Genomic DNA, 14,691 nt, shown 5'->3' on the forward strand with positions numbered 1-14,691 from the left:
CCACCCGAAAAACGCCAGCCACTCCATCCGGACACGGCAACCGGCCGCCGATAAGCGGGCCGCGGCCAAAAAATGGCAGAATGTAAGCAGTATTCATCCCGAGGAGATTCACATGAGCAAAGCACCTGCGTCCGTATCCAAGTCAGGCACCCGAACCGTTGCCCCCGGCGTCGTTGACCACAGCCAGGAACTCGGCCACGGCAACAGCCCCGCGGCCTGGACCTGCGTGATCGTGATGCTGGTCGGCGCGCTCATTGCATCCATCGCGTTCGTGATCGCCAACACTCCGATCTTTATTGCCGGCGCGGCAGTCATGGTGCTCGGGCTCATTGCCGGTTACATCATGCGCAAGGCAGGCTACGGCGTCGAAGGCAGCAAGCTGAAGAACTCCGGCCACTGATGGCAACTGTTCTCGATGACATCAATGCCGGTGTCAGGGAGGATATGGAGGCCAGGAAGCGCCTCGTTTCGCTTGCACAACTGAAGGACGGCGCCGCAGCCGCGGAGCCCGCCCGTGACGCCTGGGCGGCCCTCGGCGGCACCTCGGCGCAGCGGGACCAGCTGAAAGTGATTGCCGAGATCAAGCGGCGAAGCCCGTCCAAGGGTGATCTCGCCACCATCGTTGATCCTGCCTCGCTCGCGGAACAGTATGCCCGCGGCGGCGCAGCCGTGATCAGCGTCCTCACTGAGCAGCGCCGCTTCAACGGCTCCCTGGCAGACCTGGACGCTGTCCGCGCCCGCGTAGACACTCCGCTGCTGCGCAAGGATTTCACGCTCGATGAGTACCAGATCTGGGAGGCCCGTGCCCACGGCGCCGATCTCATCCTGCTGATCGTGGCTGCGCTGTCCGACTCCCAGCTCCGGGACTTCAGCTCGCTCAGCCGTGAACTCGGCATGAACGTGCTCGTGGAGACGCACACGGAAGAGGAAATCGAACGGGCCGTAGCGGCTGAGGCGCGGATCATCGGCGTCAACGTCCGCAACCTGAAAACGCTCGACGTCGACCGTTCCGTTTTCGCCTCACTCGCCGGCCTGATTCCCGCCGAAGCGCTGGTCATCGCCGAGTCCGGCGTGCGCGGCGTGGACGACGTCACCCACTATGCGGCAAACGGCGCGAACGCGATCCTGGTGGGCGAAGCCCTGGTCAGCGATTCCACTCCGCGTGAGCGGATCGCCGAGTTCACCGCTGCGGGCGCTGCCGCCATCGCCGCAAGGGCCTAAGCCCAAACTTGCCGGCGCTGGCGCCGGCGGCACAACACTTCTGAACGATCAACTGGAACAGGACGGTGAGACTGATGGTTGATGCACCCTCAGACGCTGAGAACAACACTGCGGAGGCATTCCTGCAGGGCGGTTCGCTGAAGCACGCCCCGGGGCCGTACTTCGGCACTTACGGCGGACGCTGGATGCCCGAATCCCTCATCGCGGCACTGGATGAACTTGAGGACACCTTCGAAAAGGCCAAGGCCGATCCCGATTTCGTTGCCCAGGTCGCGGACCTCAACAGGAACTACTCGGGACGCCCGTCGCTGCTCACCGAAGCCAAGCGGTTCGCCGAGCACGCCGGGGGCGTCCGTGTGTTCCTCAAGCGCGAGGACCTCAACCACACCGGATCCCACAAGATCAACAACGTCATTGGCCAGGCACTGCTGGCCAAGCGGATGGGCAAGACCCGCATCATCGCCGAGACCGGGGCCGGCCAGCACGGCGTCGCCAGCGCCACTGCCGCCGCCCTGATGGGCATGGAGTGCGTGGTGTACATGGGCGCCGAAGACTGCCGCCGCCAGGCGCTGAACGTGGCCCGGATGGAACTCCTGGGCGCCACGGTGATCCCGGTGACCAGCGGATCCCAGACCCTCAAGGACGCCATCAACGAGGCCCTGCGCGACTGGGTGGCCAACGTCGGCAACACCCACTACCTGTTGGGGACCGCCGCCGGAGCCCACCCGTTCCCCGCCATGGTCCGCTACTTCCACGAGGTCATCGGCGAGGAGGCCCGCGCCCAGATCCTGGAACAGACAGGCAGCCTTCCTGACGCCGTCTGTGCCTGCATCGGCGGCGGGTCCAACGCCATCGGCATCTTCCACGGCTTCCTCGATGATCCGTCGGTGAAGATCTACGGTTTCGAGGCGGGCGGCGACGGCGTGGACACCGGACGCCACGCAGCCACCATCACCCTGGGCAAGCCCGGAGTGCTCCACGGGGCACGTTCCTACCTCATGCAGGACGACGACGGCCAGACCATCGAATCCCACTCCATCTCCGCCGGGCTGGACTACCCGGGCGTTGGCCCGGAGCACGCCTACCTGGCCGACATCGGACGGGTCAGCTACGAGCCCATCACGGACGCAGAAGCTATGGAGGCGTTCCGGATCCTGTGCCGCACCGAGGGCATCATCCCAGCCATCGAGTCAGCCCACGCCCTCGCCGGCGCCATAAAGGTGGGCCAGCGGATGGCTGCCGAACCCGGGAACGCCGCTGAAAAGGTCATCATCGTCAACCTGTCCGGCCGCGGCGACAAGGATGTGGCCCAGGCTGCGGAATGGTTCGACCTGCTGGACAAGGATTCACCGGAAGCCGAAATCGGCAAAGAGGGGGAGCAGCTGTGAGCACCGCGCAAACGGCCAGCAAGTCAGCGGCTGCGATTGACAAGGCCCGCGCAGAAGGCCGCGCCGCCCTGATCGGTTACCTCCCGGCCGGCTACCCGGACGTCGAGCAGACCATCGCCGCCGGAATTGCCTTGGCCGAGAACGGGGCCGATTTGATTGAAATCGGCATCCCCTACTCTGACCCGGTGATGGACGGCCAGGTCATCCAGGCCGCCACCACCGAGGCACTGGCCAAGGGCTTCCACGTGCGGCAGGTCTTCGACGTCGTCGCCGGTATCACCAGCAAGACCGACGCCGCGGTCCTGGTCATGACCTATTGGAACCCGGTGGTCCGCATGGGCGTGGACGAGTTCTCGCGCCGGCTGGCCGAGGCCGGGGGAGCCGGGCTGATCACGCCGGACCTCATCCCGGACGAAGCCTCCGAATGGTTTGAAGCCTCGGACAAGTACGGACTGGACCGGGTGTTCCTCGTGGCACCGTCCTCCACGCCTGAACGCATGAAGCGCACCGTTGAGGCGAGCCGCGGCTTTGTCTACGCCGTCTCCATCATGGGCGTGACCGGTGCCCGTACCTCGGTCAGCAGCGCCGCCAAGGACGTGGTTGCCGCGGCACACCACGCGGGAGCCGAGCGCGTATGCGTGGGACTCGGTGTGTCCACCGCAGACCAGGTCCGTGAAATCGGGGCCTACGCCGAAGGCGTCATCGTGGGAACCGCACTGGTTGCTGCCATCCGCGACGGCGGCGTCCAGGCAGTTGCCGACCTCACCCGGAAGCTCAGCACCGGACTCGTTAGGGAAGAAGCCTAAAACTTATGCAGACCCTCATGCAGGCTGCCGTTATGGTGCCCGCAAGCATCCCCAGCCCGGACTGGTCCGGCTTCGACATCCCGCTGCCGTGGGGGACCTTGCGGATCCACGCCTATGCCCTGTGCATCCTGGCCGGCATCATCGTTGGCCTGTGGCTGACCTCTGTCCGGTGGGCTAAGCGCGGTGCGCCCGAAGGCAGCGTCTGGGACATCGTCATCTGGGCCATCCCGTTCGGCATCATCGGCGGCCGCCTCTACCACGTGGTGTCCTCGCCGGATGCCTACTTCGGCCCTGGATTCGACGGGACGGGTGACCTCTGGCTCATCCCGCAGATCCAGCGCGGCGGCCTCGGAATCTGGGGTGCCGTGGTCCTGGGTGTCCTAGGAGCCTGGATCGGCTGCCGCCGGTCCGGGGTCAAGCTCACCGCCTTCCTGGATGCCGCGGCCCCGGGCCTCCTGCTGGCCCAGGCCGTCGGCCGCTGGGGCAACTACTTCAACCAGGAACTCTTCGGCGGGCCCACCACCCTGCCCTGGGGACTGCAGATCGATGCGGACAACCCCAACTTCCCGGCAGGCACAGCGGCGGACACGCTCTTCCACCCCACCTTCCTGTACGAATCGCTTTGGAACCTCGTGGGTGTGGTGATCCTGCTCGCGCTGGACCGGAGATTCCACTTCAGGCGCGCCCGCCTCTTCTGGCTGTACGCCATGTACTACACGCTCGGCCGGGTGTGGATCGAAGCCATGCGGATCGACGAAGCCGAACAGATCAGCCTCTTCGGCATCACCACCAGGCTTAACGTGTGGACCAGCATCTTCGTCTTTGTGGTTGCCCTCATCGTCTTCGTCCTGCTGGGAATGAAGGGCCGGCCCGAGCCGGATACCCCCTACCTTCCGGGCCGCGAACCGGCCGGGAATGACGCACTGGCGGGGGAGGCATCCAGTGAGTCCGAGGTCCGCGATACGGACACTACTGTCTCAGATAGTGAATCCCGTGATAATCTCCCAGATAACAAAAACGGTTCCCGGGACCCTTCCGCCCCAACGGAAGTGGAAGCGGCATTAAGGAACGGCAACAAGCCCGTTCCGGAGTCGCCGGTAGCCGGAAATTCCGGCCACAAGGCCACGGAATCCGCGCCGGAAGCTGGCAAAAGCAAGTAGGAAGCCAGCACGGCAGGGTCGCAGAGCCACCGCTCGGAGCGCCCACACACCACAGTGTCGTGGCAACGGGGCCCAACCGGCAGCAGAGATAGGCTGCACGGTCAAGCCCGGGGCCGGATGCCTGCGTAACTGTTAGTTCAGCAGGCCAGGCTGGCCTACAATTTCCTGTAAATAACACTTTGTTGTGCCATCACGTCAGGCGCCGACGAGTGGGGCCAACGGTGTCCCTTCCATACGCACGATCTCGAGGAAGGACGTCTTCGATGACCCATCTTCATAGCCCACGTTGGTCCGAAAAAATAGGATCAGAGGGCCCCGTCTCTCCATTCAAGCGCTTCGCCGCGCTCCCGGAGGCACGGGGTCTGTACAACCCGGACCATGAAAAAGACGCGTGCGGCCTTGCGATCATCGCCACGCTCCGCGGCGAACCCGGCTACGACATCGTCGACGCCGCACTGACTGCCCTGCGCAACCTCGAGCACCGCGGCGCCGTGGGCGCCGATGAGGGCACCGGTGACGGTGCAGGACTCCTGATGCAGATCCCGGACGAGTTCTTCCGGGCCGTCACCGAATTCGAACTCCCGGCTCCCGGCCAGTTTGTGGCCGGCACTGCCTTCCTGCCCGCCGAAAAGCGCGAAGCCGATGCCGCCAAGGCCGGCATCGAAGGGCTCGCCGCCGATGAGGGCCTCACCGTGCTGGGCTGGCGCGAAGTACCCATCGTCGCCGACCTCGTGGGTGCCATGGCGCGTGCCTGCATGCCGTACTTCTCCCAGCCTTTCCTGGCCGCGGCCAACGGCGAGGAATTGGACCGCAACGAGCTGGACTCGCGTGCCTGGCGGATCCGCAAGCGTGCACAGAACAAGTTCGGCGTGTACTTCCCGTCGCTGTCCTCCCGCACCATCGTCTACAAGGGCATGCTCACCACCGCGCAGCTCGAGCCGTTCTATCCTGACCTTTCGGACAAGCGCTTCAAGACCAAGCTGGCCATTGTCCACTCGCGCTTCTCCACCAACACGTTCCCGTCCTGGCCGCTGGCCCAGCCTTTCCGCACCATCGCCCACAACGGCGAGATCAACACGGTCAAGGGCAACCGCAACTGGATGCGTGCCCGCCAGTCGCAGCTTGCCAACCCGCTGCTGGGCGATTCCCCTGAAGAGCTGTATCCGATCTGCACCCCCGGTGCCTCGGATTCCGCATCCTTCGACGAGGTGGCCGAGCTGCTCTGGCTCTCCGGCCGGCCCATCACGCACTCGATCATGATGATGATCCCCGAGGCCTGGGAAAACCACGCCACCATGGATCCGGCCCGCCGCGCCTTCTACGAATACCACTCGCTCCTCATGGAGCCGTGGGACGGCCCGGCCGCAGTCTCCTTCACGGACGGCAACCTTGTGGGTGCCACGCTGGACCGGAACGGCCTGCGCCCCGGCCGCTACTGGATCACCGAAGACGGCCTGATCATCTTCGCTTCCGAGGTTGGCGTGATCGACGTCGAAGCCTCCAAGGTGGTCAAGAAGGGCCGCGTCTCGCCCGGCAAAATGTTCCTCGTGGACACCGACTCCGGCCGCATCATCGATGACGAAGAGGTCAAGGCCGAGGTCGCTGCCGCGAACCCGTGGGCCGAATGGGTCAAGGACAACCTGATCGACCTCAACAACCTGCCCGAGCGCGAGCATGTGGTCCACACGGCCGCGTCGGTGAACATCCGGCAGCGGACCTTCGGCTACACCACCGAAGAGCTCAAGATCCTGCTCGGCCCCATGGCCCGCACGGGTGCCGAGCCGCTCGGCGCCATGGGTTCGGATACGCCGGTGGCTGTGCTCTCGAAGCGCCCGCGCCTGCTGTTCGACTACTTCGTGCAGTCCTTCGCGCAGGTGACCAACCCGCCGCTGGACGCCATCCGTGAAGAGCTGGTCACGTCGCTGACGTGTGCCATCGGTCCGAACGGCAACCTGCTGGACACCAAGCAGGTCCGCCAGCCGCAGGTCCAGCTTCCGTTCCCGGTGATCAACAACGACCAGCTCGCCAAGATCGCCAACATCGAAAACGCCGACGGCGACCGCGTGGCCATGAAGGTCCGCGGACTTTACCGCCCCGAAGGCGGCGAGAACGCGCTGCGTGCCCGCCTCACCGAAATCTGCGAGCAGGTCTCGGGTGCCATCAACCGCGGTGTTCAGTACGTGGTCCTCTCGGACCGCGATTCGAACGCCCAGTGGGCGCCTATCCCGTCGCTGCTGCTGGTCAGCGCCGTGCACCACCACCTGCTCCGCAGCGCCAACCGCACCAAGACCGCCCTGGTAGTCGAGGCCGGTGACGTCCGCGAAACGCACCACGTTGCTGTACTGATCGGCTACGGCGCGTCAGCCGTCAACCCGTACCTGGCCATGGAATCCGTGGAACAGCTGATCAGCAGCGGGGACGTCGTTGGGGTGACCGCGCAGGATGGCGTCTACAACCTGATCAAGGGCCTCGGCAAGGGTGTCCTGAAGATCATGTCCAAGATGGGCATCTCCACCGTGGCGTCCTACACCGGTGCCCAGACGTTCGAAGCCCTGGGCCTGGGGCAGGAGCTGGTGGACGAATTCTTCGCCGGAACGCACTCCCAGCTCGGCGGCGTCGGCCTCGACGTCATCGCGGCTGAAGTCTCCGCGCGGCACCAGATGGCGTACCCGGAAGGCGGCATCGAGCAGCCGCACCGCCCGCTCCTGGGCGGCGGCGAATACCAGTGGCGCCGCGACGGCGAGCCGCACCTCTTCAACCCTGAGACGGTCTTCCGGCTGCAGCACGCCACGCGTGAGCGCCGCTATGACATCTTCAAGGCCTACACCAAGGGCGTTGATGACCAGTCCGAGAACCTGATGACCCTGCGCGGGCTCCTCAAGTTCAAGACCGGCAACCGCCCGCCGGTGCCGCTTGAGGAAGTGGAGCCCGTCTCCAGCGTGGTCAAGCGTTTTTCCACGGGTGCCATGAGCTATGGCTCCATTTCCCAGGAAGCGCACGAGACCCTCGCGATCGCCATGAACCAGTTGGGCGGCAAGTCCAACACCGGTGAAGGCGGCGAGGACGTGGACCGCCTGCTTGACCCGAAGCGCCGTTCTGCCGTCAAGCAGATCGCGTCCGGCCGGTTCGGTGTCACCAGCCTTTACCTGAGCAACGCCGATGACATCCAGATCAAGATGGCGCAGGGTGCCAAGCCCGGCGAAGGCGGCCAGCTGATGGCGCAGAAGGTCTACCCTTGGGTGGCCCGGACCCGTCACTCCACGCCCGGCGTCGGACTCATCTCCCCGCCTCCGCACCACGACATCTACTCGATCGAGGACCTCGCGCAGCTCATCTATGATGCGAAGCGCGCCAACCCCTCGGCCCGTGTGCACGTCAAGCTCGTCTCCGAGGTGGGCATCGGCACAGTTGCCGCCGGCGTGACGAAGGCGAAGGCCGACGTCGTACTGGTCTCCGGCCACGACGGCGGAACCGGCGCCTCGCCGCTGAACTCACTCAAGCACGCGGGTGTGCCGTGGGAGCTGGGACTTGCTGAGACCCAGCAGACCCTGATGCTCAACGGCCTGCGTGACCGTGTGGTGGTTCAGGTGGACGGCCAGCTCAAAACCGGCCGCGACGTGGTTATTGCTGCTCTGCTGGGTGGCGAGGAATTCGGCTTCGCCACTGCACCGCTGGTGGTGGAGGGCTGCATCATGATGCGCGTCTGCCACCTGGACACCTGCCCCGTGGGTGTTGCGACGCAGAACCCCGAACTGCGGGCACGCTTCACCGGCAAGCCCGAGTTCGTAGTCAACTTCTTCGAATTCCTTGCCGAGGAAGTCCGCGAGATCCTTGCGGAGCTCGGTTTCCGGAGCATCGAAGAGGCGATCGGCCACGCCGAGGCCCTGGACGCCCGCGAAGCCATCAACCACTGGAAGGCCGAGGGCCTGGACCTCGACCCGATCCTGCATGGCCTCGAATTCGATGATGACGCGCCGCTGCGCAACATGACCGGGCAGAACCATGAACTGGACAAGCACTTCGACCAGCGCCTGATCACCATGGCCACCGAAGCACTGACCGACCGGAGCCCGGTGAGGATCGCCGTCGACGTGATCAACACCGACCGCTCCGTAGGCACCATGCTCGGCCATGTTGTGACCAAGACGTTCAGCACGGACGTGCTGGCCACGGACACCATCGACATCACCCTGACCGGTACCGCCGGCCAGTCGCTCGGTGCGTTCCTGCCGGCCGGCATCACGCTGCGCCTGCTGGGTGACTCCAACGACTACGTGGGCAAGGGCCTGTCCGGCGGACGCATCATTGTCCGCCCGGACCGCACCAACGTCTTCAAGGCGGAGAACAACGTGATCGCCGGCAACGTGATCGGTTACGGTGCCACCAGCGGCGAGATGTTCCTGCGCGGCCAGGTGGGCGAACGCTTCCTGGTCCGCAACTCCGGTGCCACCGCCGTCGTCGAAGGCATTGGCGATCACGGCTGCGAGTACATGACCGGTGGGCAGACGCTCATCATCGGCCGCACCGGGCGCAACTTCGGTGCCGGCATGTCCGGCGGCACGGCGTACGTGCTGGACCTGGAGACCACCAAGGTCAACAAGGACGCGCTGCAGTCAGGCGAACTCCAGCTCCGCGAGCTCGACGCCGAGGACCGCGACATCGTGCACGGCCTCCTGGTCAAGCACCGCGAGGAAACCGAATCCCTGCTGGCGGCCCGGTTGTTGGATAACTTCGACGACACAGCCGCCCGCATTACCAAAGTGCTGCCGCGTGACTACGCTGCAGTCCAGCAAACCCGCCTTGACGCCATCGAAGAGGGTCTCGACCCTGACGGCGAAGAAGTATGGTCTCGAATCCTGGAGGTGACCGGTGGCTGATCCACGCGGATTTCTCAAAGTACGCCAGCGTGAAACCCAGCCGCGCCGTCCCGTTCCGGTCCGCATCATGGACTGGAAGGAAGTCTATGAGGCCCAGGAAAAAGGTGTCCTGAAGGCACAGGCGGGCCGCTGCATGGACTGCGGCGTGCCGTTCTGCCACCAGGGATGCCCGCTGGGCAACCTGATCCCGGAGTGGAACGACCTCACCTGGCGCGATAAAGGCGAGGAAGCGATTGAGCGGCTGCACGCCACCAACAACTTCCCCGAGTGGACCGGCAGGCTGTGCCCCGCACCGTGTGAGGCGTCCTGCGTGCTGGGGATCAACCAGCCTGCGGTGACCATCAAGCAGGTTGAGGTGTCCATCGCCGATGAAGCGTTCGAGAACGGCTGGGTCAACCCGCTGCCCCCGACGCGCCTGACCGGCAAGACAGTTGCCGTCGTCGGCTCCGGTCCTGCCGGGCTTGCCGTCGCGCAGCAGCTGACCCGCGTGGGCCACACCGTGGCCGTGTACGAGCGCGACGACAAAATCGGCGGGCTCCTCCGGTACGGCATTCCTGACTTCAAGATGGAGAAGGACCACGTTGACCGCCGCGTCGAGCAGATGAAGGCCGAAGGCACCCGGTTCCGCACCGGCGTGGCCGTGGGCACTGACGTGACGTGGGAGCAGCTTCGCCGCCGTTACGACGCCGTGGTGATCTGCACCGGCGCTACCGTGCCGCGTGACCTGCCCATCCCGGGCCGTGACCTCGAAGGCGTGCACTTCGCCATGGACTACCTGGTACCCGCAAACCGCGTGGTGGCGGGGGAGACCATCGAGAACCAGATCAACGCCAAGGGCAAGCACGTGGTCATCCTCGGCGGCGGCGACACCGGCGCCGACTGCCTCGGCACGGCGCACCGCCATGGTGCAGCATCGGTGACCACCCTGGCCATCGGCAAGCAGCCGCCGTCGGAACGCGCCGGGCACCAGCCCTGGCCAACGTTCCCCACCCTCTTCGAAATGGCCAGCGCCCACGAGGAAGGCGGCGAACGCACGTACCTCGCCTCAACGGTGGAATACGTGGGGGAGAACGGAAAGCTCACCGGCGTAAAGGTTGCCGAGACGGAGTTCGTCGACGGCAAGCGGCTGCCCAAGGCAGGTACCGAAAAGGTCATTCCCGCGGACCTCGTCTTCCTGTCCCTGGGCTTCACCGGACCTGAACCGGCAGGGATCAACGAGCAGGTCAAGGCCGACTTCGACGGCCGCGGCAACGTGGCCCGCGACGGCTATTACATGACCAACACCGAGGGCATCTTCGTAGCCGGTGACGCCGGCCGCGGCCAGTCGCTCATTGTCTGGGCGATCGCCGAAGGCCGTGCCGCAGCCGCTGCCGTGGACAAGTTCCTCATGGGCAGCACCATCCTGCCGGCTCCCGTAGCTCCCACGGACCGCGCCATCGCCGTTCTCTAAGGCGGGTTTCCCACGCTCCGGCGTTCGCCGCAGGTTCATCTCCACAACAACTTAACCAATGCAGCAAACTACTAGGGTAGGTATATGAGACGCGCTAAGATTGTGGCCACTTTTGGCCCGGCAATTGCAAGCTTTGAAAACACGCTTGCGGTGTTGGAAGCCGGTGTGGATGTCGCCCGGATGAACATGAGCCACGGGGATTACTCCGTGCATGACAACACCTATGAGAATGTCCGCAAGGCTGCGGGCCAGCTGAGCAAGCCCGTAGCGATCATGGCTGACCTGCAGGGTCCCAAGATCCGCCTGGGCCGCTTTGTGGACGGCCCGCACGTCCTCGCCGAGGGTGACACGTTCACCATCACCACCGACGATGTTCCGGGCACCAAGGACATCTGCTCCACCACGCTGAAGAGCCTCACCGAAGACGTCAACGTGGGCGATGCCCTGTTGATCGACGACGGCAAGGTGGCGCTGCGTGCCATCGAGGTGGACGACGTCAAGGTTGTTGCCACGGTGACGGTGGGCGGCTCGGTGTCCAATAACAAGGGCATCAACCTTCCCGGTGTGGCCGTCAACGTCCCCGCGCTGAGCGAAAAGGACGAGGACGATCTCCGCTGGGCCATCCGCCGCGGCGTGGACATGGTTGCCCTCTCCTTCGTCCGCGATGCTACGGACATCAGCCGCGTGCACGAGATCATGGACGAAGAAGGCCGCCGTGTGCCGGTCATCGCCAAGATCGAGAAGCCGCAGGCCGTGGAGCAGCTCCACGAGATCATCGACGCGTTCGACGCGATCATGGTGGCCCGTGGCGACCTCGGCGTGGAACTTCCCCTCGAGGAAGTGCCGATCGTCCAGAAGCGCGCCATCGAACTGGCACGCCGCTGGGCCAAGCCGGTCATCGTGGCAACCCAGGTGCTCGAATCCATGATCGACAACCCGCGCCCCACCCGCGCCGAGGCTTCCGACTGCGCCAACGCGGTGCTTGACGGTGCCGACGCCGTGATGCTGTCCGGTGAGACCAGCGTGGGCAAGTACCCGATCGAGACCGTCAAGGTCATGGCCCGGATCATCGAGTCCACTGAGGTCCACGGCCTGGAGCGCGTCCCCCCGTTGGGCACCAAGCCCAAGACCCGCGGTGGCGCCATCACCCGTGCCGCCGTCGAAATCGCCGATCAGCTGGAAGCGAAGTACATCTGTACCTTCACACAGTCCGGCGACTCGGCACGCCGTCTGTCCCGCCTGCGCCCCATCAAGCCGGTGTTCGCGTTCACTCCCGTGGAGCACGTGTGGAACCAGCTCGCGCTGACCTGGGGCATCCAGCCGGTGCTGGTCCCCATGGTGGGCCACACCGACGAGATGACCGCCCAGGTTGACCGCAGCCTGCTGGAACTGGACCTGGTGGAAGACGGTGACCTGGTGATCATCGCTGCCGGTTCCCCTCCCGGAAAGGCCGGTTCCACCAACTCGCTTAAGGCGCACAGGGTAGGCGACCTCGCCGACACCTCACGCGTGGATGGCGAAGAAGGCGGAGCACCCAAGGAAAAGCTCGGCCCATGGCCGGAAAAGAAGAAGAAGTCCTAGCTCTTTAGGACTTAACACAAAAGGGAGGATCCCGGCCGCGTGGCGGGGATCCTCCCTTTTGCTTTGTTGCCTTGTCGCTTGGTCCGGCTGCTAGTTGACCTGGTTGATGATGGTCTCGGCGACCTCGCGCATGCTGAGGCGGCGGTCCATGGAGGTCTTCTGGATCCAGCGGAAGGCTTCCGGTTCCGTCAGGCCCATCTTGGTGGTCAGCAGGCTCTTGGCACGTTCCACGAGCTTGCGGGTGGCGAACTGCTCCTGCAGGTCGGAGACTTCGCTTTCGAGTGCCTTGATTTCCTCGTGGCGGGAGAGTGCGATCTCCAGGGCGGGGATGAGGTCCGCGGGGGTGAAGGGCTTGACCACGTAGGCCATGGCGCCGGCGTCGCGGGCGCGCTCCACGAGTTCCTTCTGGCTGAACGCGGTCAGCAGCACTACGGGGGCGATGCGGGCCTTGACGATCTTCTCGGCGGCGGTGATGCCGTCCATGACGGGCATCTTCACGTCCATGAGGACCAGGTCCGGCTTCAGTTCTTCAGCCAGCTGCACGGCCTTCTCGCCGTTGTCGGCCTCGCCCACAACCTCGTAGCCTTCGCCGCGCAGGATTTCGATGATGTCGAGGCGGATGAGGGTTTCATCCTCGGCCACAATGACGCGGCGCGCCGGTTGGGACGTGGGGTTTGACTCCGTCTGTTCAGTCACGGGATCTCCTTGGAAAGGTACGGGGGAACATCACCATCTTAGGTGGGCCCGCGGCCGTACTTTGATCTGCATGGGTTGGTTGCGGCGTCGGCGGCGCGATTCTGGAATTCAGCCTATCTGCATGTAGAGTAATTCCGCGTACGTGAAGTGATCGCGTTGCTCACAATCAGCTGTGGGCGTACCCTTTTGCTCCATGTATTCCGCGCCCGAGTGGCGGAATTGGCAGACGCGCCGCACTCAAAATGCGGTATCGAAAGGTGTGTGGGTTCGAGTCCCACCTCGGGCACAGTGTTACCGCAGGTCATTGGCCGGTTTGGTCTTTGGGTGTTGACAAAATCGCCCAAAGTGTTGACAGCGGCGTACCGTTTTATGTGTGGCAAGCATCCGAAAACGCACCAAAAAGGACGGCACATCGTCCTATATGGTTTTGTGGCGGGATCCGAAGAGCCACGAGCAGCAGGGCATAACAGTTGCCTCCGAAACTGAGGCTGAAACACTCAAGCGGCTGCTGGACGCGAACGGCCAGTCCTTCGAAATCGCCCAGCATGCGATCCTGTCAAACGAGGCGCGCATTCCCACAGTTGCCGAGGTTGTCCAGGAACACATTGATCTTTTGATCCGGCCGTCCAGTGGGACCACCAGGACGTACCAGGTGATGCTGGACCTGCACATCCGGAACATCATCGGGCATATCCCCGTGGACAAGCTTGACTACCGGCACCTCAACCAGTGGGCCAAGTCGATGATGGCTAAGGGCAAAGCGCCCAAGACGATCCACAACGTTCACGGCCTCATCTCTGCAGCGATGAACACAGCTGAACAGCTTGGGTACATCACCCGCAATCCGTGCCGCGGCGTCCAACTGCCGCGGATCGACAAGGCTGAAGACGAAGCCATGTTCCTGACCCATACCGAGTTCAACATGATCCTTGAAGTGATGGGGGAGAGGTACAAGACCTTCACGAACTTCCTTGTCATGACAGGAACCAGATTTGGCGAGGCAACAGCGCTGAAGGTGACGGATGTCGATCTGCTGTCTAAGCCGCCCACGGCCCGGATCAACAAGGCCTGGAAACGCGATGGACAGTCGAAGTACTACATCGGAGCGACGAAGACAGGCGCGGGCAAGCGCACCATCGGGCTGAACCCCGCATTGGTTGATCTGTTGATCCCACTGGTGGCCAGCAGGCCAAGTGATGAGCTGCTATTTACGACGCCCAAAGGCGAGCGGATTGTGCACAAGCTGTTTTGGCATCACTACTGGATTCCGGCAGTCAAAGCCGCGCAATCACATGGCCTGACGAAGTCGCCCCGCATCCACGACCTGCGGCATACACATGCATCCTGGTTGATCCAGGATGGCCTGTCGCTGTTCACCATTTCCCGGCGGCTCGGCCACGCGTCAATACGGACAACGGAGCAGGTCTATGGTCACCTGATGCCGGAAGCACTTCAGGCCGGTGCGGATGCCACCCAGCGCTCGATCAGTGGCTTTGCCCGCTGAGACTCGCT

Annotated in this window: 10 protein-coding genes and 1 tRNA gene; 10 read left to right on the plus strand and 1 reads right to left on the minus strand. The window is 64.3% G+C overall.

Going from position 1 to position 14,691, the window contains the following annotated elements; all coding sequences use genetic code 11:
- Nucleotides 1-112: 112 nt before the first annotated feature.
- The 8 genes from ACP7AX_RS05975 to pyk all read left to right on the plus strand — a co-directional run bounded on the left by ACP7AX_RS05975 (nucleotide 113) and on the right by pyk (nucleotide 12,483).
- The gene (locus ACP7AX_RS05975) at nucleotides 113-400 is read left to right on the plus strand and encodes an HGxxPAAW family protein (protein ID WP_426225728.1); all 288 of its coding nucleotides are present in this window, start codon (nucleotides 113-115) and stop codon (nucleotides 398-400) included.
- Entirely contained in the window at nucleotides 400-1,221 is an 822-nt protein-coding gene (gene trpC, locus ACP7AX_RS05980) for an indole-3-glycerol phosphate synthase TrpC (RefSeq protein ID WP_426225729.1), read from the plus strand. The genes ACP7AX_RS05975 and trpC overlap by 1 nt, the downstream gene beginning before the upstream one ends.
- Before the next feature lie 74 nt (nucleotides 1,222-1,295).
- A complete protein-coding gene (trpB, locus tag ACP7AX_RS05985; protein ID WP_426225730.1) occupies nucleotides 1,296-2,609 on the plus strand; it encodes a tryptophan synthase subunit beta in 1,314 nt (437 codons plus the stop codon).
- The gene (gene trpA / locus ACP7AX_RS05990) at nucleotides 2,606-3,415 is read left to right on the plus strand and encodes a tryptophan synthase subunit alpha (RefSeq protein ID WP_131681714.1); all 810 of its coding nucleotides are present in this window, start codon (nucleotides 2,606-2,608) and stop codon (nucleotides 3,413-3,415) included. Before trpB ends, trpA begins: the two co-directional genes overlap by 4 nt.
- Before the next feature lie 5 nt (nucleotides 3,416-3,420).
- Nucleotides 3,421-4,575: a prolipoprotein diacylglyceryl transferase gene (gene lgt, locus ACP7AX_RS05995; protein WP_426225731.1), complete on the plus strand. Its 1,155-nt coding sequence runs from the start codon at nucleotides 3,421-3,423 to the stop codon at nucleotides 4,573-4,575.
- 263 nt (nucleotides 4,576-4,838) lie between these two features.
- Nucleotides 4,839-9,452 (plus strand): glutamate synthase large subunit, encoded by a 4,614-nt coding sequence (gene gltB / locus ACP7AX_RS06000; protein WP_426225732.1) that lies wholly within the window; start codon nucleotides 4,839-4,841, stop codon nucleotides 9,450-9,452.
- A complete protein-coding gene (locus ACP7AX_RS06005) occupies nucleotides 9,445-10,902 on the plus strand; it encodes a glutamate synthase subunit beta (protein WP_426225733.1) in 1,458 nt (485 codons plus the stop codon). The genes gltB and ACP7AX_RS06005 overlap by 8 nt, the downstream gene beginning before the upstream one ends.
- A gap of 84 nt (nucleotides 10,903-10,986) precedes the next feature.
- A complete protein-coding gene (gene pyk / locus ACP7AX_RS06010; protein ID WP_131681710.1) occupies nucleotides 10,987-12,483 on the plus strand; it encodes a pyruvate kinase in 1,497 nt (498 codons plus the stop codon).
- A 90-nt stretch (nucleotides 12,484-12,573) separates the two neighbouring features.
- Here the strand turns inward: pyk and ACP7AX_RS06015 are convergent, their stop codons facing one another.
- A complete protein-coding gene (locus ACP7AX_RS06015) occupies nucleotides 12,574-13,179 on the minus strand; it encodes an ANTAR domain-containing response regulator (RefSeq protein WP_108600906.1) in 606 nt (201 codons plus the stop codon).
- A gap of 204 nt (nucleotides 13,180-13,383) precedes the next feature.
- Here ACP7AX_RS06015 and ACP7AX_RS06020 point away from each other — a divergent pair.
- Together ACP7AX_RS06020 and ACP7AX_RS06025 are read left to right on the plus strand one after the other, a co-directional pair.
- A tRNA-Leu gene (locus ACP7AX_RS06020) sits at nucleotides 13,384-13,465 on the plus strand.
- An 87-nt stretch (nucleotides 13,466-13,552) separates the two neighbouring features.
- Nucleotides 13,553-14,683 (plus strand): tyrosine-type recombinase/integrase, encoded by a 1,131-nt coding sequence (locus ACP7AX_RS06025; RefSeq protein WP_426225734.1) that lies wholly within the window; start codon nucleotides 13,553-13,555, stop codon nucleotides 14,681-14,683.
- The last annotated feature ends 8 nt before the right edge of the window (nucleotides 14,684-14,691 follow it).

Source organism: Pseudarthrobacter sp. DSP2-3-2b1, assembly GCF_049895945.1.
Classification (GTDB): Bacteria; Actinomycetota; Actinomycetes; order Actinomycetales; family Micrococcaceae; genus Arthrobacter.

Bases quoted from the DNA above. Each gene is read 5' to 3' on its own strand.
- ACP7AX_RS05975 (WP_426225728.1), top strand. From the start codon at position 113: ATGAGCAAAGCACCTGCGTCCGTATCCAAGTCAGGCACCCGAACCGTT.
- trpC (WP_426225729.1), top strand. From the start codon at position 400: ATGGCAACTGTTCTCGATGACATCAATGCCGGTGTCAGGGAGGATATG.
- trpB (WP_426225730.1), top strand. From the start codon at position 1,296: ATGGTTGATGCACCCTCAGACGCTGAGAACAACACTGCGGAGGCATTC.
- lgt (WP_426225731.1), top strand. From the start codon at position 3,421: ATGCAGACCCTCATGCAGGCTGCCGTTATGGTGCCCGCAAGCATCCCC.
- gltB (WP_426225732.1), top strand. From the start codon at position 4,839: ATGACCCATCTTCATAGCCCACGTTGGTCCGAAAAAATAGGATCAGAG.
- pyk (WP_131681710.1), top strand. From the start codon at position 10,987: ATGAGACGCGCTAAGATTGTGGCCACTTTTGGCCCGGCAATTGCAAGC.